General features: G+C 70.3%; 19 protein-coding genes. 9 read left to right on the forward strand and 10 right to left on the reverse strand.

Annotation, left to right across the window (positions count from 1 at the left end; all coding sequences use genetic code 11):
* The first annotated feature begins 68 nt into the window (after window positions 1-68).
* The 4 genes from M3C17_RS02450 to M3C17_RS02465 all read left to right on the forward strand — a co-directional run bounded on the left by M3C17_RS02450 (window position 69) and on the right by M3C17_RS02465 (window position 4788).
* Complete coding sequence (locus tag M3C17_RS02450) at window positions 69-938, forward strand: sugar phosphate isomerase/epimerase (RefSeq protein WP_259976065.1); 870 nt, start codon at window positions 69-71, stop codon at window positions 936-938.
* A 179-nt stretch (window positions 939-1117) separates the two neighbouring features.
* Window positions 1118-2620, forward strand: a complete 1503-nt coding sequence (locus M3C17_RS02455; RefSeq protein WP_259976066.1) for a sugar ABC transporter ATP-binding protein — start codon at window positions 1118-1120, stop codon at window positions 2618-2620.
* On the forward strand, window positions 2620-3654 hold the full coding sequence (locus M3C17_RS02460; RefSeq protein WP_259976067.1) for an ABC transporter permease: 1035 nt from the start codon (window positions 2620-2622) through the stop codon (window positions 3652-3654). The genes M3C17_RS02455 and M3C17_RS02460 overlap by 1 nt, the downstream gene beginning before the upstream one ends.
* A 132-nt stretch (window positions 3655-3786) precedes the next feature.
* Window positions 3787-4788 (forward strand): ABC transporter substrate-binding protein, encoded by a 1002-nt coding sequence (locus M3C17_RS02465; RefSeq protein ID WP_259976068.1) that lies wholly within the window; start codon window positions 3787-3789, stop codon window positions 4786-4788.
* Between the two features lie 99 nt (window positions 4789-4887).
* Here M3C17_RS02465 and M3C17_RS02470 read toward each other — a convergent pair whose 3' ends face one another.
* From M3C17_RS02470 to M3C17_RS02515, 10 genes are all read right to left on the reverse strand, one after another.
* Window positions 4888-5424 (reverse strand): hypothetical protein, encoded by a 537-nt coding sequence (locus M3C17_RS02470; protein ID WP_259976069.1) that lies wholly within the window; start codon window positions 5422-5424, stop codon window positions 4888-4890.
* Between the two features lie 221 nt (window positions 5425-5645).
* Window positions 5646-6185: a hypothetical protein gene (locus M3C17_RS02475; protein ID WP_259976070.1), complete on the reverse strand. Its 540-nt coding sequence runs from the start codon at window positions 6183-6185 to the stop codon at window positions 5646-5648.
* 70 nt (window positions 6186-6255) lie between these two features.
* Window positions 6256-6552, reverse strand: a complete 297-nt coding sequence (locus tag M3C17_RS02480; protein ID WP_259976071.1) for a putative quinol monooxygenase — start codon at window positions 6550-6552, stop codon at window positions 6256-6258.
* 46 nt (window positions 6553-6598) lie between these two features.
* The gene (locus M3C17_RS02485; RefSeq protein WP_259976072.1) at window positions 6599-7567 is read right to left on the reverse strand and encodes a phosphotriesterase; all 969 of its coding nucleotides are present in this window, start codon (window positions 7565-7567) and stop codon (window positions 6599-6601) included.
* Entirely contained in the window at window positions 7567-8523 is a 957-nt protein-coding gene (locus M3C17_RS02490; protein WP_259976073.1) for a shikimate dehydrogenase, read from the reverse strand. The genes M3C17_RS02485 and M3C17_RS02490 overlap by 1 nt, the downstream gene beginning before the upstream one ends.
* On the reverse strand, window positions 8520-9485 hold the full coding sequence (locus M3C17_RS02495) for a phosphoglycerate dehydrogenase (RefSeq protein WP_259976074.1): 966 nt from the start codon (window positions 9483-9485) through the stop codon (window positions 8520-8522). Before M3C17_RS02495 ends, M3C17_RS02490 begins: the two co-directional genes overlap by 4 nt.
* Entirely contained in the window at window positions 9485-10975 is a 1491-nt protein-coding gene (gene xylB, locus M3C17_RS02500; RefSeq protein ID WP_259976075.1) for a xylulokinase, read from the reverse strand. The genes M3C17_RS02495 and xylB overlap by 1 nt, the downstream gene beginning before the upstream one ends.
* 9 nt (window positions 10976-10984) lie before the next feature.
* A complete protein-coding gene (locus M3C17_RS02505) occupies window positions 10985-11560 on the reverse strand; it encodes a glucose-6-phosphate isomerase family protein (RefSeq protein WP_259976076.1) in 576 nt (191 codons plus the stop codon).
* Window positions 11561-11727: 167 nt separating this feature from the next.
* Window positions 11728-12699, reverse strand: a complete 972-nt coding sequence (locus M3C17_RS02510; protein WP_259976077.1) for an acetylxylan esterase — start codon at window positions 12697-12699, stop codon at window positions 11728-11730.
* A 9-nt stretch (window positions 12700-12708) separates the two neighbouring features.
* On the reverse strand, window positions 12709-13245 hold the full coding sequence (locus tag M3C17_RS02515; protein ID WP_259976078.1) for a CGNR zinc finger domain-containing protein: 537 nt from the start codon (window positions 13243-13245) through the stop codon (window positions 12709-12711).
* 39 nt (window positions 13246-13284) lie between these two features.
* Between M3C17_RS02515 and M3C17_RS02520 the strand changes: the two genes are divergently transcribed.
* The 5 genes from M3C17_RS02520 (at window position 13285) to M3C17_RS02540 (ending at window position 18762) form a co-directional block, all read left to right on the forward strand.
* Complete coding sequence (locus M3C17_RS02520; RefSeq protein ID WP_259976079.1) at window positions 13285-14265, forward strand: DMT family transporter; 981 nt, start codon at window positions 13285-13287, stop codon at window positions 14263-14265.
* A gap of 94 nt (window positions 14266-14359) precedes the next feature.
* A complete protein-coding gene (locus tag M3C17_RS02525; RefSeq protein ID WP_259976080.1) occupies window positions 14360-15025 on the forward strand; it encodes a GntR family transcriptional regulator in 666 nt (221 codons plus the stop codon).
* The gene (locus M3C17_RS02530; protein WP_259976081.1) at window positions 15022-16548 is read left to right on the forward strand and encodes an MmgE/PrpD family protein; all 1527 of its coding nucleotides are present in this window, start codon (window positions 15022-15024) and stop codon (window positions 16546-16548) included. Before M3C17_RS02525 ends, M3C17_RS02530 begins: the two co-directional genes overlap by 4 nt.
* Before the next feature lie 118 nt (window positions 16549-16666).
* Window positions 16667-17569, forward strand: a complete 903-nt coding sequence (gene prpB / locus M3C17_RS02535) for a methylisocitrate lyase (protein WP_259976082.1) — start codon at window positions 16667-16669, stop codon at window positions 17567-17569.
* Between the two features lie 2 nt (window positions 17570-17571).
* The gene (locus M3C17_RS02540; RefSeq protein ID WP_259976083.1) at window positions 17572-18762 is read left to right on the forward strand and encodes a bifunctional 2-methylcitrate synthase/citrate synthase; all 1191 of its coding nucleotides are present in this window, start codon (window positions 17572-17574) and stop codon (window positions 18760-18762) included.
* Window positions 18763-18883 lie beyond the last annotated feature (121 nt).

Consider the following 18883-nt stretch of genomic DNA (forward strand, 5'->3'; position numbering starts at 1 on the left):
GCACATCGGAATTGGAACGTGCCAAGTCCGCACGGCGACGGTGCCGCACACCCGCCGGGAGAGGTCCCATGAACATCGGCTGCCACGGACTCGTCTGGACCGGGAGCTTCGACGCCGACGGCATCCGTCTGGCGGTGGAGAAGACGAAGCAGGCGGGGTTCGACCTGATCGAGTTCCCGCTCATGGACCCGTTCTCCTTCGACGTGGCGGCGGCGAAGGAGGCTCTGGCCGAGCACGGTCTCGCGGTCTCCGCCTCCCTCGGCCTCTCCGACGAGACCGACATCACGAGCGCCGACCCGACGGTGGTCGCCGCGGGGGAGGCGCTGCTGCTCCGGGCCGTGGACGTGCTGGCCGAGCTCGGCGGCACGCACTTCTGCGGCGTGATCTACAGCGCCATGAAGAAGTACATGGATCCGGTCACGCCGGAGGGGCTCGCGAGCAGCCGCCGCACGATCGCCCGCGTCGCCGACCACGCGGCCGCGCGCGGGGTCGCCGTCTCCCTCGAGGTCGTGAACCGCTACGAGACCAACGTCCTCAACACCGCGCGCCAGGCGCTGGCATACCTCGCTGAGGTGGATCGCCCGAACCTCGGCATCCACCTCGACACGTACCACATGAACATCGAGGAGTCGGACATGTTCGCGCCGGTGCTCGACGCGGCCCCGGCCCTGCGATACGTGCACATCGGCGAGAGTCACCGCGGCTATCTCGGCACCGGGACGGTCGACTTCGACACGTTCTTCAAGGCGCTCGGTCGCATCGGCTACGACGGCCCGATCGTGTTCGAGTCGTTCTCCTCGGCGGTGGTGGCTCCCGACCTCAGCCGCATGCTCGGCATCTGGCGGAACCTCTGGACCGACAACATCGAGCTGGGCGGGCATGCCAACGCGTACATCCGCGACAAGCTCGTCGCCGTGGACTCGATCCGCCTGCACTGAGAGGGCGGCGACGGGTTGAGATCAAGATGTTATTACAGGTCTTCCGTCGTCATGGATCGTTAGATACATTTAGATACAACTTGCACAGACCCGGGTGCAGGACGCAGAATTGATCCGATGTTTCCGGCGGAATGATCCGTCGGCGTCGCAACAGGACCTTCAAGGAAGCAGGTGAGCGCATGAGTGGACCCATCCTCAGGGTCGAGGGGATCAGCAAGGGATTCCCCGGCGTGCAGGCGCTGAAGGACGTGCATCTCGAGGTGCGCGAGGGTGAGGTGCTCGTGCTCGTGGGCGAGAACGGCGCCGGCAAGTCCACGCTGATGAAGATCCTCTCCGGGATCTACACGAAGGACGAGGGCACGATCACGTTCGAGGGCCGAGAGGTCGAGCTGACCAGCCCCCTCCAGGCGCAGGAGCTCGGCATCACGATCATCCATCAGGAGCTCAACCTGATGCCGGATCTGACCGTGGCGCAGAACATCTACGTGGGGCGTGAGCCCACCACGGGGCCGTTCCTGTCGGAGCGCAAGCTCAACAAGCAGACCGCCGAGCTGCTGCAGCGCCTCGACATCCACCTCAACCCGCGTCAGCTCGTGGGCGAGCTCACGGTGGCCGAGCAGCAGATGGTCGAGATCGCGAAGGCGCTGTCCTTCAACGCCAAGGTCCTGATCATGGACGAGCCGACCTCCGCCCTCACCGACAGCGAGGTCGAGACGCTGTTCGTGCTGATCGAGCAGCTCAAGGCGCGCGGCACCGGCATCGTCTACATCTCCCACCGCATGGACGAGCTCCGCCGCCTCGCCGACCGGGTGACTGTGCTCCGCGATGGCACATACATCGGATCACTCGACAAGTCCGAGATCACGATCCCCACGATCATCGAGATGATGGTCGGCCGTGTGATCGACGAGGGAACGCGCCCCCAGGCCCGCGAGCACCTCAACGATCCCATCGTCCTCGACGTGCAGGGACTGTCGACCAAGTCGCTCTTGAAGGACGTGTCGTTCCAGCTGCACAAGGGCGAGATCCTGGGCTTCGCCGGGCTCATGGGTGCCGGTCGCACCGAGACCGCACGAGCCGTCATCGGCGCCGACCACCGCGACGGCGGCACCATCACGATCGGTGGACGGCAGGTGCGGATCGGCCAGCCCGCCGATGCGGTCAAGCACGGGGTCGGCTACCTCTCCGAAGACCGCAAGCTGCTCGGCCTGATGCTGGAGCAGGACGTCACATTCAACACCGTGCTCGCCTCGCTCGGCTCCTACGCGAACGGCATCGGCTGGATGGGCGACGGCAAGGCCAAGAACCGCACCAAGGAGTACGTGCAGCAGCTGCGCGTGAAGACCCCGTCGGTGAACCAGGTCGTCAAGCTCCTCTCCGGAGGGAACCAGCAGAAGGTCGTCATCGCCCGGTGGCTGATGCGCGACTGCGACATCCTCATCTTCGACGAGCCGACCCGAGGCATCGACGTCGGCGCGAAGGAGGAGATCTACCGCCTCATGCAGCAGCTCGCCGACGCGGGCAAGTCCATCATCGTCATCTCGTCGGAGCTCCCCGAGATCCTCCGTGTCGCGAACCGCATCGCCGTGTTCGCGAACGGGCGCATCACCGGGACGCTCCGCAACGAGGAAGCCAGCCAGGAGAAGATCATGCAACTCGCAGCCCACGGGGAGGAAGACTGATGAGCACCCCACAGCAGTCCGGATCGTCGACGACGACGATCATCCAGACGGCGGTGAACGAGAACACCGACAAGCGCGACGTCGCCGGGTTCCTGAAGCGCCAGTTCCAGCAGTCCCTCGCGTTCGGCACGCTGATCGTGCTGGTGATCTTCTTCTCGATCGCCAGCCCGAACTTCTTCACCTTCAGCAACATCGCGACCGTGCTGCTGTCGACCGCGGTCATCGGCATCCTCGCCCTCGGCACCACGTTCGTCATCATCACGGGCGGCATCGACCTGTCGATCGGCACCGGCATGGCGCTGTGCGCCGTGATGACGGGCGTGATCGTCACGAACCTCGGGCTGCCGGTGTGGCTCGGCGTGATCGGCGGCATCGCGACGGGTGTGCTGATGGGGCTCATCAACGGGGTCAACATCACGTTCCTGCGGCTGCCCCCGTTCATCGCGACCCTCGCCATGATGATGATCGCGGGCGGTCTCGCCCTCGTGATCTCGAACGTCGCGCCGATTTACTTCTCGACCTCCGCGCCCGACTTCAAGAAGATCGCGCTCGGCGTCATCATCCCCGGCATCCCGAACGCCGTGCTGATCACGGCCGCGCTCGCGATCGTCGCGTACCTCGTGCTGTCGAAGACCCTCCTCGGCCGCTACACGTTCGCGATCGGCTCGAACGAGGAGGCCACCCGCCTCTCCGGCGTCAACACCCGTCGCTGGACGATCCTCATCTACATGTTCGCCGGCGCCTTCACCGGCATCGCGGGCATCGTGATCGCCTCCCGCCTCGACTCCGCCCAGCCGCAGATCGGCACCGGCTACGAGTTGCAGGCCATCGCGGCCGTGATCATCGGCGGCACCTCGCTGCTCGGCGGACGCGGCTCGATCCTCGGCACCGTGATCGGCGCGCTGATCATGAGCGTGCTCGTCAACGGCCTGCGGATCATGTCGATCCAGACGGAGTGGCAGAACATCGTGGTCGGCATCGTGGTGCTGCTGGCCGTGTTCCTCGACTCGCTGCGCAACCGTCAGCGCACCTGAGACACGGACGGCGGCGAATCCCGTGCCCGCCGTCGTCCACCCGGCCACCGCCGGACCGCGGAGCGATCCGCACAGGCACCAGGAATGTCCACCGCCGGCCCGCCGGCACCCACACAGAACAATGGAGTTTCCATGAAATTCGGCAAGAAGACCGCCTTCGCGGCGCTCGTGGCCGCATCCGCGCTCGTGTTCGCCGGCTGTGCCGGCGGCGGCGACGTGATCGAAGAAGGATCCGGCGGAGGCAGCGGCAGCGGCGACGGTGAGATGTACATCGCCATGGTCTCGAAGGGCTTCCAGCACCAGTTCTGGCAGGCCGTGAAGAAGGGCGCCGAGCAGAAGGCCGAAGAGCTCGGCGTGAAGATCACGTTCGAGGGCCCCGCCGCGGAGACCGAGATCGCCCAGCAGCTCGAGATGCTGACCGCCGCGATCGACAAGAACCCGGATGCCATCGCGTACGCCGCGCTCGACCCGGAGGCGTGCGTCGCCCCGCTCGAGCAGGCGAAGTCGAAGGACATCCCCGTCGTCTACTTCGACGCCCCGTGCGACGGCGATGTGGGCCTCAGCCTCTCCGCCACCGACAGCAAGGTCGCGGGTGCGCTCGCGGCCGAGCACATGGCGGAGCTCATCGGCGGCGAGGGCCAGGTCGCGATCGTCGGCCACTCGCAGATCAACTCGACCGGTGTCGAGCGTCGCGACGGCTTCGTCGAGAAGATCGAGGCGGACTACCCGGACATCGAGATCGTCGACATCCAGTACGGCGACGGCGACCACCTGAAGTCGGCCGACATCGCGAAGACCCTGATCGCGGCGCACCCCGACCTCAAGGGCATCTACGGCACCAACGAGGGCTCCGCCATCGGCGTCGTGAACGCGGTCAACGAGCTGGGCCTCGACAAGGGCAAGATCACGATCGTCGGCTTCGACTCCGGTGCCGCGCAGATCAACGCGATCAAGGACGGCACCATGGCCGGCGCCATCACCCAGGACCCGATCGGCATCGGCGCCCAGGTCGTGCAGGCCGCGTACGACGCGGCCAACGGCGAGGACGTCGAGGAGTTCTACGACACCGGCTCCTACTGGTACGACAAGAACAACATCGAGGACGACAAGATCGCCGCGGTGCTCTACGAGTGATCCCCTGAGGATCGACGAAGCCCCTCGCCTTCCGGGTGGGGGGCTTCGTCGTGTTCAGGACAGTGGGGGTGCTGTGTCCGAGGTCAGCAGGCCGGGGAGTCAGCAGCCGGGGGCGGTGGGCTGTTCGGTGCAGGTGTGCTGGACGAGGGCGGTGGTGGCCTCGTAGATGCGGAGGGTCTGGGCGGGGCCGGGGATGGTGAGTTCGCCGTCGACGGGGAACCAGCCGTTGCCGAGGTCGACTTCGGCGGCGTAGTGCACCGTGACGTGGGCGGTGTAGGTGCCGCGGTCACGGTAGGTGTGGCTGGTGGCGGTGGGGGTGAACTGGGGTCGGTGGAGGGCGGCCCAGGTCTGCCCTGCGGTGGTGGTGGTCGTGGTGGTGCCGTCGCCGTAGTCGAAGTCGAAGGCGACGGGGGTGAAGCGGACGGTGACGGGCAGGTCGAGGAGCGTGCCGGTGCGGGTGTGCACGGTGGCGGGGGCGACGAAGTTGGTGGGGAGTCCGGCGACCCCGGCACCTGCGGGGTCGCTGGTCGCGGCGACCGGGTCGGGCGCGAACGCGGTGAGGTCGGAGATCGTGAGCGGGCCGCCCGCGGGGCTGGTGATGCGGACGACCTCGAACGCGCACCTCGAGTGATCCATCCGGTCAGCCACGCAGTTCTTCGGCAGGGCGGTGTCTCGAGGAGGGCCCGGATCGGGTGACGTGCGCTGCGGGCCACCCGACCCGGGGGTGGTCTTCTTCGCGGTGATCGTAACGTTACTGCTTCCGGAACTCGTCATGAATGTCGTTCCTGCGACCGGCGGGCCGTCGTCCGGCCCGGCCCCTGACGCGAAGAGGCAGCAGCTCAGGGCAGCAGCGACGATCAGTCGCATGATGGTGCGGCGGATCGGGTGGCGTGGGTGATCGCCAGGGCGTCGCGCTCACGGACGAAGGTGATTTCAGCGACGTAGACGGGCGTTCTCCCCGGATCGACCAGTGACGCTCCGTTCTTGTCGAGAATCTGGACGCTGCTCACGTCGATGCACACACGGGCATGAATCTCGTCGAACGTGGGTGTCGTGTCAAGCGGTCGAAATCCGATCACGACGTTCGTACCGGTGATCACCACCTCTTCGGCATGCATGACGGAGAGGTTCTTGCGATCGACGTCCTCGAAATCGCCCGTCGTCTTCTCGTACACCTTCTCGAACGTCTTCGGATCCGCCGGATCCACCTGGTTGAGGGCGTCGTTGTATTCGCGGTAGGTGGTCTCGGCGGCGGCGAAGGCCTCGTCCTCCGAGGCGAAAAGCGGGGTGGGCGTGGGGGAGGGCGTGGGCTGCGGGGCGGGGGAGCAGCCGGTCAGTCCGAGCAGGGCGAAGAGGGCGGCGGCGATGCACGCCAGGGAGGGGTGGGGACGAGTCACCGGGCCACGGTACGTCGAACTCGTGGCCGTCCGTCCGCGTTGTCCACAGGCCGGCCGCGCGGGCGCAGGGTCAGACGCGGCGGAGGAAGGTGAGGATCGACGCGGGCTCCACGATCAGCTCCTGGAGCGCCGCGTTGAACGGCACTCCGGCGGACGCGGACAGGTGCTCCTGGAAGGCGACCTCGTCGCGATACACCTCGTACACGAAGAAGCGGTCCGGGTCATCGACGAGACGCGACGCATCGAACACGATGTTCCCCTCCTCGGCGCGCACGACCTCCGCGAAGTCCCTCAGGAGTGCGGCGACGCGGTCGGCCGCGCCGGGTCGCGCGGTGAACATGGCATGCAGAACGGTGGGCTCGGTCATGGGGGCTCCTCGGGTGCGGAGTGAGACGGTGTCGGGTGGCGGAGTCTCAACGGGTGAGGGTGAGCAGTCGTGCGGGCGTGTGCACGAGCATACGCTCCACGGCTTCCTCGCCCACCGCCTCGCGCAGGCGGGGGAGGTAGCGCTCGCCGAGGTAGGCGAGTCCGGGCATGCCGCCGTATGCGCTGTAGCGCGTACGTCGTGCGACATCCCCGCCCAGCACGATGCGGTCGCCCGCGCCGCGCTCCACCACGGCGGCCGTGAGCGCCAGCAGTTCCGCGTCGGACCGGGTGCGCGGGCGGGCGAAGCCGTCGTAGCCGAGGTGGGCGCCGCGCTCCGCGAGAGAGACGTGCAGTCCGGGGTCGGGGTCGCGGTCGGCGTGCGCGAGCATCACCCGGTCGGACGCCACGCCCTCGTCGGCGAGCAGGTCGAGCACCTCATGCGCCGCCGTGCAGAACTCCAGGTGCACCATCACGGGGGCTCCGGTGGCCCGGTGGGCCGCGGCCACAGCGAGCAGCGTCGTGCGCTCGAACGCGCTGATGCGCCAGTAGTCGGTGCCGCCCTTGAGCAGGCCTGCGCGCACCGGGGAGCCGTCCGGAGCCGCGGCGGTCGGCACGTCGGGCGCCGCGAACACGGCCGCGTCGTCGGAGGGCATGCCACGCTCGATGTCGGCGACGAACAGCGCGGCCAGCCGTTCCGCGTCCCACACCCGCATCGGGTGGTCCGCGCCGTAGTGGGCCTCGCGATGCCGCCCGGTCGCGGCGACCACCCGCAGGCCCGTGCGCGCACTGATCCGCGCCAGAGCCGCCGGGTCCCTGCCGAGGCCGAATGGCGTGGCGTCGACCATCGCGTCGAAGCCGCTCTCGCGCAGCAGCCGTGCCTCCTCGCCGGACGCGGCCTCGTCGTCGAGCTCGTCGCCCGGCAGCAGCGGCGACACCTGGAACAGGTGCTCGTGGTAGTCCACGCGCCCGAGCTCCGACGGATCGATGTCACCGAGCACCGTGCGCACGGTCGCCATCAGCGCACCGTCTCCGCGGCTTCGGCGAGCTGCTCCACGACCTCGGGCGTCAGGTCGAGCTCGAACACGTCGGCGACCACCTGCGACCACCCGTGGATGAAGTAGCGCCAGCCGTCGACCACGTGGAGCCCGCGGGATTCCGCCTGGGCCTCGGCCTGATGCAGGAACTCCAGCGAGCCGCGGTAGTTGAACTCCCACGCGTACGCGCTCTCCGGGAACACGACCGCGTCGGTCAGCGGCGACCCGGGGCGGTCCTTGCCGAGCCCGGTGGCGTTCGCGATGACGGAGCCCGCGGGCGCGGCGGCGACCAGGGCATCCGCCTGCTCCGGCGTCTCCGTCACCACGTAGCGGATCAGGTTTTCCGGAGTGCCGTGCTGGCGATGCACCTCGCGCAGGTGGTCGAGCTTGTCCTGCGTGCGGGCCGTCACCGTGACCCGCGAGGGAGCGTCGCCGCGTTCCGCGAGTGCCCAGCTGAGTGCCGTGCCGGAACCGCCGGCGCCCAGGATGACCACCTCGGCCCCCGTGCGCGAGAAGTGGTCGGCGGGGAGGAAGTCGTTCAACGCGAGGTCGACCGTGATCGGATCCTTCGCGCGTCCGGACAGGAGCCCTCCGCGCTTGGCGATGCTGGAGATCTCGGCGCACGACACGGCGAACGGATCGAGCTCGGCGAACAGGTCGGACGCCGCGGCGTACACATTCATCTTGTGCGTGGTGACCAGGGCCCCGCGGTGGTGCGGGTCGTCGCGGATCTGCTCCACCATCGCCCGGTACTGCGCGGGGTCGGCGTCCATCGGCAGATCGTGCCCGACGAGGGTGCGGGTGGGCAGGCCGAGGATGTCGGCCCAGAGCGGGAAGACCTTCATGATCGACGAGGACGCGGTGGTGACCCCGACGAAACCCATGTAGTCGGCGGTGGCCGCGTCAGCGGCGGAGACGGCGTCGGCGGTGGTGGTCATGAGGTCTCCTGAGGGACGGGCACGGGGTGGGCGGGCTCGGCCCCGGCGAGCACGGCGATCACATCGTCGAGCGAGAGGGAGCCCATGTTGTCGACGGCCTGGGTGGTCTGCGCGCCGAGGTGCGGCGTGACGATCACCCGGTCGGCCAGGTCCGCGGCGAGCAGCGGACTGTCGTGCGCGGCGGTGTCGCCGTCGAGGGTGTCGGCGGCGTAGCCCGCGAGGGTGCCGTCGCGGAGCGCTTCGGCCACCGCCTGCTCGTCGACGAGGTCGCCGCGCGCGGTGTTGACGACGACGGTGCCCCGGCGCATGCCCGCGAGCCGCTCGGCGTCGAGGAGGCGCTGTCCGCCCGGGGCATGCAGCGTGACGACGTCGGCGGTGCCGAACAGCTCGTCGAGCGCGACCGGCTCGGCCCCGCCCGCCCGCACGACATCGGCGGGAAGGAACGGGTCCGCGGCCAGCACGCGCGGGCCGAAGCCGCTGAGCCGCCGCGCGACACCCTGTCCGATCCGGCCGAAGCCGACGATGCCGACCGTCGCGGCGCCCAGCTCGCGGCCGCGGCGCACGCCCCAGTCACCCGCGCGCACACGGCGATCGCCGTCCGGGATGCGACGCAGTGCCGCGAGCATCAGGCCGAGGGTGTGATCGGCGACCGCGTCGGCGTTGGCGCCGGGGGTGTTTGTGACCGGGATGCCGCGTTCGCGAGCGGCCGCCACGTCGACCGCCTCCGTGCCGACGCCGTAGCGCGCCACGACCCGGAGCTTCGGCGCGGCGGCGAGGTGCGCGTCGGTCACCGGGCCCGTGCCGGCGATCCAGGCATCCGCGCCATGCAGCAGCACCCGCAGCTCGTCCAGGTCGTGGTGCGCGGGGCCGCGCAGGATCCGGTGGCCCGCCCGTGCGGCGCGCGCGACCAGGTCGAGGTCGCCGTCCGAGAAGGAGCGGCTGGTGACGAGGATGACGCCCATCAGCGCGGCCGTCCGGCGAACCACGGCGCGAGGGCCGTGTAGGCGTCGGTGAAGCGGGTGTGCCGCTCGGCGTAGACCGCGTGGCGCCCGGGGTCGGGTGTGAACTCGGCCGTGACCTCGCTCAGCGCTCGTGCGGCGGAGAAGTCGGTGAGACCGAGCCCCACGGCGCATGTCACAGCGGCACCGAGGCTGTTCGCCTCCTCCACGATCGTGCGGCGTCGCACGGGCACACCCCACACATCGGCGAGGACCGAGAGGTACACGTCGCTCTGTGCGCCGCCGCCCACCGCGTCGATGCGGTCGATCGCGGCGCCCGCCTCGCGGAACGCCTGGATGCAGGTGAGCAGGTTGAACGCGGTTCCCTCCAGCACGGCACGCATCAGGTGCGCCCTGCCGTGGTGTCGCGCGAGTCCGACGAAGGCGCCGCGAGCGTCGGGGTCCCACAGCGGGGAGCGCTCGCCGAGCAGGTACGGGAGGAAGTACAGGTCGTCTGTGTCGATGTCGGCGGCGGCCTCTGCGGTCAGCCGCCCGGTCTCCGGGCGTGCGGGATCGGGCGAGAGCGCCTCGGCGATCCACTGCACCGACGCGCCGCCGGCCTGCATGGTCGCGGTCGGCACGTAGGAGGCGGGCACCACGTTGTCGAACGTGAAGGTGCGCATCGCGGGGTCGTGCAGCGGGCTGTCGGCCGCGAACGAGATCCACGACGACGTGCCGAGGCAGACGTAGGCGCCGTCCTCGGGGGCCACGACGCCGGAGCCGACCGCTGCGAGCGGGCCGTCCCCGCCGCCCATCACCACGCGCACGCCCGTGTGCAGGCCCAGTGCCTCCGCGGCGGCGGAGGTGAGCGGGCCGGCGATCTGCGTCGACTCCAGGATCTCCGGGAAGAGGGTGCGGTCGAGCCGTGCGGCCGAGAGCACGTCCTCGGACCAGGTGCCCGCCCGCTGGTCGTAGGCGTTGGTGCCGGAGGCGTCGGAGCGGTCCGTGGCGAGTCGCCCGGTGAGCCGCAGCACGATGAAGTCCTTCGCGACGCACACGCGCCGCACGCGCGCCCAGACCTCGGGCTCGTTGTCGCGCACCCACATGATCTTCTCGACCGAGTACGTGGGGTTGAGGCGATGGCCGAGGATGGCGTAGGCGCGCTCGGCGCCGATCGCGGCCTCCAGTTCGCGCTGCTGTGCGCCGGCCCGGGTGTCGGCCCAGATGATCGCGGGTCGCGCGGGCTCGCCCTCGGCGTCGAGCAGCACGGCGCCCATCATCTGTCCGCTGACGACGAGTCCGGCGACGTCGGTCGGCGCGGTGTCCGTGCGCGCGAGGAGCTCGCGGGTGGCGGCGACCACCGCATCCCACCAGTCCCCGGGGTTCTGCTCGGCCACCCCGCCGGCGGCGAAGTGCGCCGGGTACGGCACGGTGACCGCAGCCACCAGGCGACCGTCGTCGTGATGCAGGGACGCCTTGTTCCCGGTGGTCCCGAGGTCGTGCGCGATGAGCATGGCCGGAGCCTATTCCGCGTACGGGCGGAGGTCGACGCCGTCCGCCGCACGGTAGGCGCGGGCGCCCATGCCGTGCTCCAGCACCCATCCGTAGTCGTGTCCGGCGCCGCCGGGGTAGACCGCGAGGAAGGAGTACGGCTCGTCGCCGGTGTTGACGGAGCGGTGCGCCCACCCTGGCGGGATGTAGCCGATGGTCCCGGGCAGCATGTCGAGCCACTCGGTGCGCTCGCCGTCGAACATGAGCAGTCCGCCGCGGCCCTTGAGTGCGAGGTAGATCTCGCCCTGGTGGTCGGGGTGCTGGTGCCCCTTCGTCATCCACAGCTCCCCGGCGGTGTCGCCCGGCATGATCGTGGTGATCGACTGCGGCAGCTCGCGCTCGACCTCGGGAACGGGAGAGCTGACGACGGTGTACACCACCGGATCGTCGCCCTCGGCCGCCGCGGCCCAGGCGTCGCGGTCGCGGAACAGGCCGTCGAGGTCGGACATCCGCCGCGTCAGGGTTGGTCCTTCGGGGGAGAGCGTGAGCTTCTCGGCGTCGAAGGCGATCGCCATCGGGGAGATCGGCGGGGTGTGGTACTCGGGCATCAATGCTCCTCGGAACGGATGCTGCGGCGCTGCGCAACCTGTAATGACAGGCTCACTGTACCTGTTATGACAGGTGCCGTCCAGTGCTCGCCTGCGCAGAGTGCCCCGCGCGTCCGCGGAGGGCAGGCCGGCGACGCACGGCGACCGCCGCGGACCGAGTCGAGGCGTCAGCGCGCCAGAGTCCGCTCCAGGTGCGCGCGGCCGCCGCGCACGGCGGCGGCCGTCACCGCCTGCCATCCCGGGAACTCTGCATGACCCGCCGGAAGGACGGCGAGCTCCGCGTCACGAGCTCCTGTCGCGATCGCGAACTGCCCCGGCGGCGGCACGTACTGATCCCACAGTGCCGCCTCCACCCGCACCGGCACGGGCGCGAAGCCGATGCTCGTCGAGGCGTCGAACCAGCGCAGCACGTCCCGCGCCTCCGGGTGCCGGCGCACGTGCTGCCGCACCGCCTCGCCGCTGCCCAGGCATCGCAGGGCCAGGCGTTCGTCGTACTGCCCGAAGCTCGGCACGATCAGTGTCGCCCCGCGGTACCGGTCGTCCCAGGGCAGTGCCAGTGCGCCGACGCCCCCGCCGAAGCTCTCGCCCACGTAGTACAGCGGCAGCTCTCCCGCGAGGGCCCCGAGCGCGTCCGCGGCGAGCCACAGGTCGCGCGCACACAGCCCGAGCACGTACCGGTCGGGGTCGTCGATCCCGGCGAGCACGTGCTGCTGCACCGGCTCGGGCGCGCCCACACCGGCGTTCAGCGCGCCGAGACCCCGTGCCACGGGGAAGATCGCGGCGGCATCACGCGGCACGCGGGCGAGCTGCACCGCGTCGCGTCCGCCGTAGCCGTGGCCGTGCACCACCCCGAGGCGCGCGGCCCCGTCCCGCGGCACGACCGCCCAGGCGCGCAGCCTCGTGCCGTCCACGCCCGAGTGCTCGATCAGCGACACCCGCCGCCCGCCGCGCTCCTCGGTCGAGAGCACCGCGGGATCCGCATCGACGGACGCGGCCTCCGTGCGCCACGCCCGCCAGCGCTCCGCGAAGCCAGGGGGCGGCGGCACGGGGTCCACGGCGCGCAGCTCGGCTTCGGTGCGACCGTACGAGCCGTCGAACGCGGCATCGAGGAACCAGGTGGCGTAGGGCTCCTGTAGCATCGGGCGGCCTCAGGTCGCGGCGCGGCGGGCGCGGTAGGCGGCGACGGCGTTGCGGTTCGCACACGTCGTGGAGCAGTAGCGCTTGGAACGGTTGCGCGACAGGTCCAGCGCGATGGCCTGGCAGTCGTCGTCGGCGCAGACCGACAGGCGCGAGCCCTCGTCGGCCCGGATCACGTCGATCAGCGCCATGGCGGTCTCGATGAGCACGCGCTCCGCCAGGGGGCGATCGTCGGCGAGGGCGTGCAGGTGCCAGTCGATCTCGTCGTGGCGCACCAGCCGGGGGCGCAGTCGCACGTCGGACAGCGCGGCGTTCACGTGGGCGGCCATGTCGTCCCTGGGGGCGAGCAGCATGGCGCGCAGCCGAGGTCGCAGGGCGCGGAGGTCGGCCAGCTCGACGCCGTCCCTGTCGATGCGGCCGGTGTAGGGGAAGGCCTGGAGGAACGACTCCTCGTCGGCATCGTCGACCAGCGTGTCCGGTGCCTCCGCCGAGTTCGCGAGCCAGACGGCTGCGCGGAGGGCATCCTCCGTGTCATTCGTGAAGACCATGTTGACAGCTTACTCGTCGCGAGCGTAGCGTCACTTCTCATGAGCGCCATGGTCGATGACAAGCAATCGAAGACCACCGTACGCGCGGGTCTCGCCCTCGCGATCGGCGCCGCCTTCGCCTTCGGGATGTCCGGCGCCTGGGCCCGCGGCCTGATCGATGCCGGATGGACGCCGGGTGCCGCCGTCACCGTGCGCGTCTGGGTCGCCGCCCTCGTGCTGCTCGTGCCGACGATCCTGGCGCTGCGGGGTCGCTGGCATCTGCTGCGCCGGAACGCGGTCATGATCGGCGCCTACGGGCTGCTCGCGGTCGCCGCCACCCAGCTGTTCTACTTCCAGGCCGTCGCGGTCATGGACGTCGGGATCGCCCTGCTCATCGAGTACACCGCCCCGGTCGCGGTGCTGCTGTGGCTCTGGGTGCGCCACGGCGAGCGGCCGAGTCGGCGCAGCATCCTGGGGGCGGTCATCGCGTTCGCCGGCCTCGTGCTCATGCTCGACGTGGTCACCGGGTCCGAGGTGAACGTGCCTGGCATCCTGTGGGCGCTCGGGGCGATGGTGGGCGCGGCGAGCTACTTCGTGCTGTCCGCGCGCGCCGACACGGGCCTCCCGCCCCTCGCCCTCGCCGGCAGCGGGCTGCTGCTCGGCGCCCTCGGCCTCACGCTCGCGGGTGCCGTGGGGGTGGTGCCGATCGCCTGGACCACGGACGACATCGCGTACCGCTTCGGCACCGTGCCGTGGTTCGTCCCGGTGCTCGCGATCGGTGTGCTCGCGACGGCCCTCGCCTACCTGCTGGGCATCGCGTCGACGCGCATGCTCGGCTCGCGACTCGCGTCCTTCGTGGCGCTCGCCGAGGTCGTGGCCGCACTGCTGTTCGGATGGCTCCTGCTCGGCCAGCTGCCGGACCTGCTGCAGGCGCTCGGTGGCGTGCTCGTGCTGGCGGGGGTCGTGGTGGTCAAGCTCGGCGAGCCGAGGGTCGAGGCCGCGGAGTTCGTGGAGCCCGGCGTGACCGCCGGCCCGCGCTGACGCGACCGTGACGGACGGCTCTCGAATGTATACGTGAGCGCGGTGCATACGGCGTCAGATGCCGCATCCGGCCTTTTATGTATACACTGAGGGCATGGTCCTCCCTGTCGAGCGCACGTCCGCGAGCGATCGCGCCTACGCGGCGCTGCTGGACGGCATCCAGTCCGGCGACCTGCCGGCAGGTCACGTACTGGGCGAGGTCGAGCAGGCCGAGCGGCTGGGAATCAGTCGCACTCCCATGCGCGAAGCCCTGCGCCGCCTCGCCGCCGACGGCCTCGTCGTGCAGCAGTCGCCCCGGGTCACCGTCGTGGCCGACCTCGACGCCGACGACATCCGCTCCCTGTTCGAGATCCGTCGCGCGCTGGAGGAGATGTCCGCCCGGCTCGCCGCCGCCCGGGGAGACGCGGGACTCTTCGCCGCCCTCGCCGACGAGTTCGCGCACGTCGACCTCACCGGCGCGGAGGGCCGCGAGGCGTACTACGCCCTGATCGCCCGCTTCGACGCCGCCCTCGACGCGGCCGTCGCCAACGACTACATCGCCGCCGCGCTGCGCACCGTCCGCACCCACCTCGTGCGCGTGCGGCGCATGGCGCGCGACAAACCGGCCAGGCTCGCCGCCTCCGCGGGCGAGCACCGGACCATCGCCCAGGCGCTCGCCGCCCGCGACGGTGACCTCGCCGCCCACGCCACGCACGTGCACCTGCACAACGCGCTCACCGGCATCCTCGACTCCCTCCCCGACAGCGAAGGACACTCATGACCGTCTCCCACCACGTCCGCGTGCACGCCAGCTCCGAGAACCTCGAGCGCCAGGACCAGCTCGCCTGGAAGATCGCCGAGGTCGCCGTCGACCAGGTCGAGGTCGAGCAGGACGTCGTCGACATGATCATCAACCGCATCATCGACAACGCCGCGGTCGCCGCCGCCTCGCTCACCAGGGCGCCCATCAACGCGGCGCGGGCCCAGGCTCTCAGCCACCCCGTCTCGACGGGCGGCGCCGGTGCGAACCTGTTCGGCACTCCGCTCGACCGCCGCACCAGCCCCGAATGGGCGGCCTGGGCGAACGGCGTCGCCGTGCGCGAGCTCGACTACCACGACACGTTCCTCGCCGCGGAGTACTCGCACCCGGGCGACAACATCCCGCCGATCCTCGCGGTCGCACAGCACGCGGGCAAGGACGGCAGGGCGCTCGTGCGCGGCATCGCCACCGGCTACGAGATCCAGATGGACCTCGTCCGCGCAATCTGCCTGCACAAGCACAAGATCGACCACGTCGCCCACCTCGGCCCCTCGGCAGCGGCCGGCATCGGCACGCTGCTCGGCCTCGACGTGGAGACCATCTACCAGGCGGTCGGTCAGGCGCTGCACACCACGACCGCGACCCGACAGAGCCGCAAGGGCGAGATCTCCACATGGAAGGCGCACGCTCCGGCGTTCGCGGGCAAGATGGCCGTCGAGGCGGTCGACCGGGCGATGCGCGGACAGACCAGCCCCGCCCCGATCTACGAAGGCGAAGACGGCGTGATCGCGTGGATGCTCGACGGGAAGGACGCGTCCTACGACGTGCCGCTGCCTGCCGCGGGCGAGCCCAAGCGCGCGATCCTCGACTCGTACACGAAGGAGCACTCCGCGGAGTACCAGGCGCAGGCGCTCATCGACCTCGCCCGGCGACTCGGCACCGAGAACCCCGCGCTGCGGGACCCGGAGAACATCGACGCGATCGTCATCCACACCAGCCACCACACCCACAACGTGATCGGCTCCGGCGCGAACGACCCGCAGAAGTACGACCCCACCGCCTCGCGCGAGACCCTCGACCACTCGGTGCCCTACATCTTCGCCGTCGCGCTGCAGGACGGCGGCTGGCACCACGTCGACTCCTACACCCCCGAGCGCGCCGGCCGCGTCGACACCGTCGCCCTGTGGCACAAGATCACCACCGCGGAGGACGCGGAGTGGACGCGCCGCTACCACTCGGAGGACCCGGACGAGAAGGCCTTCGGCGGCCGCGTCGAGATCCGTCTCACGGACGGCAGCACCGTGGTCGACGAGATCGCGGTGGCCGATGCGCACCCGCTCGGCGCCCGGCCCTTCGCCCGTGAGAACTACGTCGCCAAGTTCCGCCTGCTCGCCGAGCCCGTGCTCGAGCCGGCCGAGATCGAGCGCTTCCTGGAGCTCGTGCAGCGCCTTCCCGAGCTCACCGCGGACGAGGTCGCCGAGCTCTCGATCGTCGCGAAGCCCGGGCTGCTCGACGCCGCCGAGGCCCCGCGGGGACTGTTCTGATGCCCGCGCCGTTCACAACTCAGGAGAATCGGCCCGGGACCCGTCGGTTGACCGCCCATGCGGCTGTTCCCGCCGCAGTTCTCCTGAGTTGTGAACACCGATCCGAGGAGAGCAACTGATGCTGTACTCCACCGTGTCGCCCGCGGAGAAGCGGCGGCTGTTCCGGGAGCGGCTGGACTCCGGCGAGCTGCTGCGGTTCCCCGGCGCGTTCAACCCGCTGAGCGCCCGGCTCATCGCGCAGAAGGGCTTCGACGGCGTCTACATCTCGGGCGCTGTGCTCTCCGCCGACCTGGGCCTGCCCGACATCGGCCTGACCACGCTGACCGAGGTCGCGGGCCGCGCGAAGCAGATCGCGCGCATGACCGATCTCCCCGCGATCGTCGACGCCGACACCGGCTTCGGCGAGCCGATGAACGTCGCCCGCACGATCCAGGAGCTGGAGGATGCGGGGCTCGCCGGCACCCACATCGAGGACCAGATCAACCCCAAGCGGTGCGGCCACCTCGACGGCAAGAGCGTGGTGGACGAGGACACGGCGATCAAGCGGATCCGTGCCGCCGCCGACGCCCGTCGCGACGAGAACTTCCTGATCATGGCCCGCACCGACATCCGTGCGATCGACGGTCTCGACGCGGCGATCGACCGCGCGAAGGCCCTCGTCGACGCGGGGGCGGATGCGATCTTCCCCGAGGCCATGCGCACGCTCGGCGAGTTCGAGGCGATGGCGGACGCGCTGGACGTGCCGATCCTGGCGAACATGACCGAGTTCGGCAAGAGCGAGCTGTTCTCCGTCGACCAGCTCCGGGACGCCGGGGTGCGGATCGCCATCTGGCCGGTGTCCCTGCTGCGCATCGCGATGGGCGCCGCAGACCGCGCGCTCGATACGCTGAACGAGGAGGGGCATCTGACCTCGAAGCTCGGCGAGATGCAGCACCGCGCCGACCTCTACGAGCTGATCGACTACGAGTCGTACAACCGCTTCGACTCGGGCGTCTTCAACTTCACCATCACGAAGGAGTGACCATGACCGAGCCGGACATCAAGAAGGGCCTCGCGGGCGTCGTCGTCGACACGACCGCGATCTCGAAGGTCAACCCCGAGACGAACAGCCTGCTGTACCGCGGCTACCCCGTGCAGGAGCTCGCGGCCACGCAGCCGTTCGAGGCCGTGGCTTCCCTCCTGTGGAACGGCGAGCTGCCGACGGGCGACGAGCTGGCCGCGTTCCGGGCGGAGGAGCGCCGGCACCGCGCGCTCGCGCCCGAGGTGAAGGAGGCGATCGACCGTCTTCCGCTGGATGCGCATCCCATGGACGAGGTCCGCACCGCGGTGAGCGTCATCGGCGCGATCGAGACCGCGGGCATCGGCAACGTCCTGGACGCGGTCGGCACGCCCGACGTGAACCTGGAGCGGAGTCTGCGGCTGTTCGCGGCGCTGCCGGCGATCGTCGCCTACGGGCAGCGGCGTCGGCGGGACCTGCCGCTGGTCGAGCCGCGCGACGACCTCGACTATGCGGCCAACTTCCTGTGGATGACGTTCGGCGAGGAGCAGGACCCGGTGGTCGTCGACGCCTTCAACCGCTCCATGACCCTGTATGCCGAGCACTCCTTCAACGCGTCCACCTTCACGGCGCGCGTCATCACCTCGACCCTCAGCGACCTGTACTCCGCGGTGGTCGGTGCGATCGGCGCCCTCAAGGGCCCGCTGCACGGCGGCGCCAACGAGGCCGTGATGCACATCTTCGACGAGATCGGCACGGCCGACCGCGTGGAGGAGTGGCTCGACAAGGCCCTGGCGGAGAAGCGGAAGATCATGGGCTTCGGCCACCGCGTGTACAAGCGCGGCGACTCGCGCGTGCCCACCATGAAGGCCGCGCTGGACACCCTGGTCGTGCACTACGACCGCCGCGAGGTCGCCGAGCTGTACGAGCGGCTGGAGAGCGAGTTCGTCGGCCGCAAGGGCATCTACCCCAACCTCGACTACCCCTCGGGCCCCGCGTACAACCTCATCGGATTCGACACCCTCACGTTCACGCCGCTGTTCGTCGCGGCGCGAGTGACGGGGTGGACGGCGCACATCCTGGAGCAGCAGTCGTCCAACGCGCTGATCCGCCCGCTCTCCGCCTACGACGGTGTGGAGGAGCGGCACGTGGAGGGCTATGCGCCCGACACCGCGGCGATCGAGGTGCAGGAGCGCCCGGAGGAGGCCGCCGGCTGACGCTCGCGAGAGCCCTGATGCGACAGCGCCGCCGAGGAGTCTCGGCGGCGCTGTAGCGTGCCCGGCCCCTCGCGGTCAAGGCGATGCAGCGAATTCTCGGGCGGAGTAGAACCGATGCGGG

Origin of the sequence: Microbacterium sp. p3-SID336, from assembly GCF_025143365.1 — a bacterium.
In the GTDB taxonomy this organism is placed as follows: domain Bacteria; phylum Actinomycetota; class Actinomycetes; order Actinomycetales; family Microbacteriaceae; genus Microbacterium.

Excerpts from the sequence above, each read along its gene's own strand:
- M3C17_RS02460 (WP_259976067.1), top strand. The coding sequence starts at position 2,620 with ATGAGCACCCCACAGCAGTCCGGATCGTCGACGACGACGATCATCCAG.
- M3C17_RS02465 (WP_259976068.1), top strand. The coding sequence starts at position 3,787 with ATGAAATTCGGCAAGAAGACCGCCTTCGCGGCGCTCGTGGCCGCATCC.
- M3C17_RS02540 (WP_259976083.1), top strand. The coding sequence starts at position 17,572 with ATGACCGAGCCGGACATCAAGAAGGGCCTCGCGGGCGTCGTCGTCGAC.
- M3C17_RS02470 (WP_259976069.1), bottom strand. The coding sequence starts at position 5,424 with ATGGATCACTCGAGGTGCGCGTTCGAGGTCGTCCGCATCACCAGCCCC.
- xylB (WP_259976075.1), bottom strand. The coding sequence starts at position 10,975 with ATGCTCATCGCGCACGACCTCGGGACCACCGGGAACAAGGCGTCCCTG.
- M3C17_RS02480 (WP_259976071.1), bottom strand. The coding sequence starts at position 6,552 with ATGACCGAGCCCACCGTTCTGCATGCCATGTTCACCGCGCGACCCGGC.
- M3C17_RS02490 (WP_259976073.1), bottom strand. The coding sequence starts at position 8,523 with ATGACCACCACCGCCGACGCCGTCTCCGCCGCTGACGCGGCCACCGCC.
- M3C17_RS02455 (WP_259976066.1), top strand. The coding sequence starts at position 1,118 with ATGAGTGGACCCATCCTCAGGGTCGAGGGGATCAGCAAGGGATTCCCC.
- M3C17_RS02505 (WP_259976076.1), bottom strand. The coding sequence starts at position 11,560 with ATGCCCGAGTACCACACCCCGCCGATCTCCCCGATGGCGATCGCCTTC.
- M3C17_RS02510 (WP_259976077.1), bottom strand. The coding sequence starts at position 12,699 with ATGCTACAGGAGCCCTACGCCACCTGGTTCCTCGATGCCGCGTTCGAC.
- M3C17_RS02515 (WP_259976078.1), bottom strand. The coding sequence starts at position 13,245 with ATGGTCTTCACGAATGACACGGAGGATGCCCTCCGCGCAGCCGTCTGG.
- M3C17_RS02525 (WP_259976080.1), top strand. The coding sequence starts at position 14,360 with ATGGTCCTCCCTGTCGAGCGCACGTCCGCGAGCGATCGCGCCTACGCG.
- M3C17_RS02495 (WP_259976074.1), bottom strand. The coding sequence starts at position 9,485 with ATGGGCGTCATCCTCGTCACCAGCCGCTCCTTCTCGGACGGCGACCTC.
- M3C17_RS02530 (WP_259976081.1), top strand. The coding sequence starts at position 15,022 with ATGACCGTCTCCCACCACGTCCGCGTGCACGCCAGCTCCGAGAACCTC.
- prpB (WP_259976082.1), top strand. The coding sequence starts at position 16,667 with ATGCTGTACTCCACCGTGTCGCCCGCGGAGAAGCGGCGGCTGTTCCGG.
- M3C17_RS02450 (WP_259976065.1), top strand. The coding sequence starts at position 69 with ATGAACATCGGCTGCCACGGACTCGTCTGGACCGGGAGCTTCGACGCC.
- M3C17_RS02520 (WP_259976079.1), top strand. The coding sequence starts at position 13,285 with ATGAGCGCCATGGTCGATGACAAGCAATCGAAGACCACCGTACGCGCG.
- M3C17_RS02485 (WP_259976072.1), bottom strand. The coding sequence starts at position 7,567 with ATGGCGACCGTGCGCACGGTGCTCGGTGACATCGATCCGTCGGAGCTC.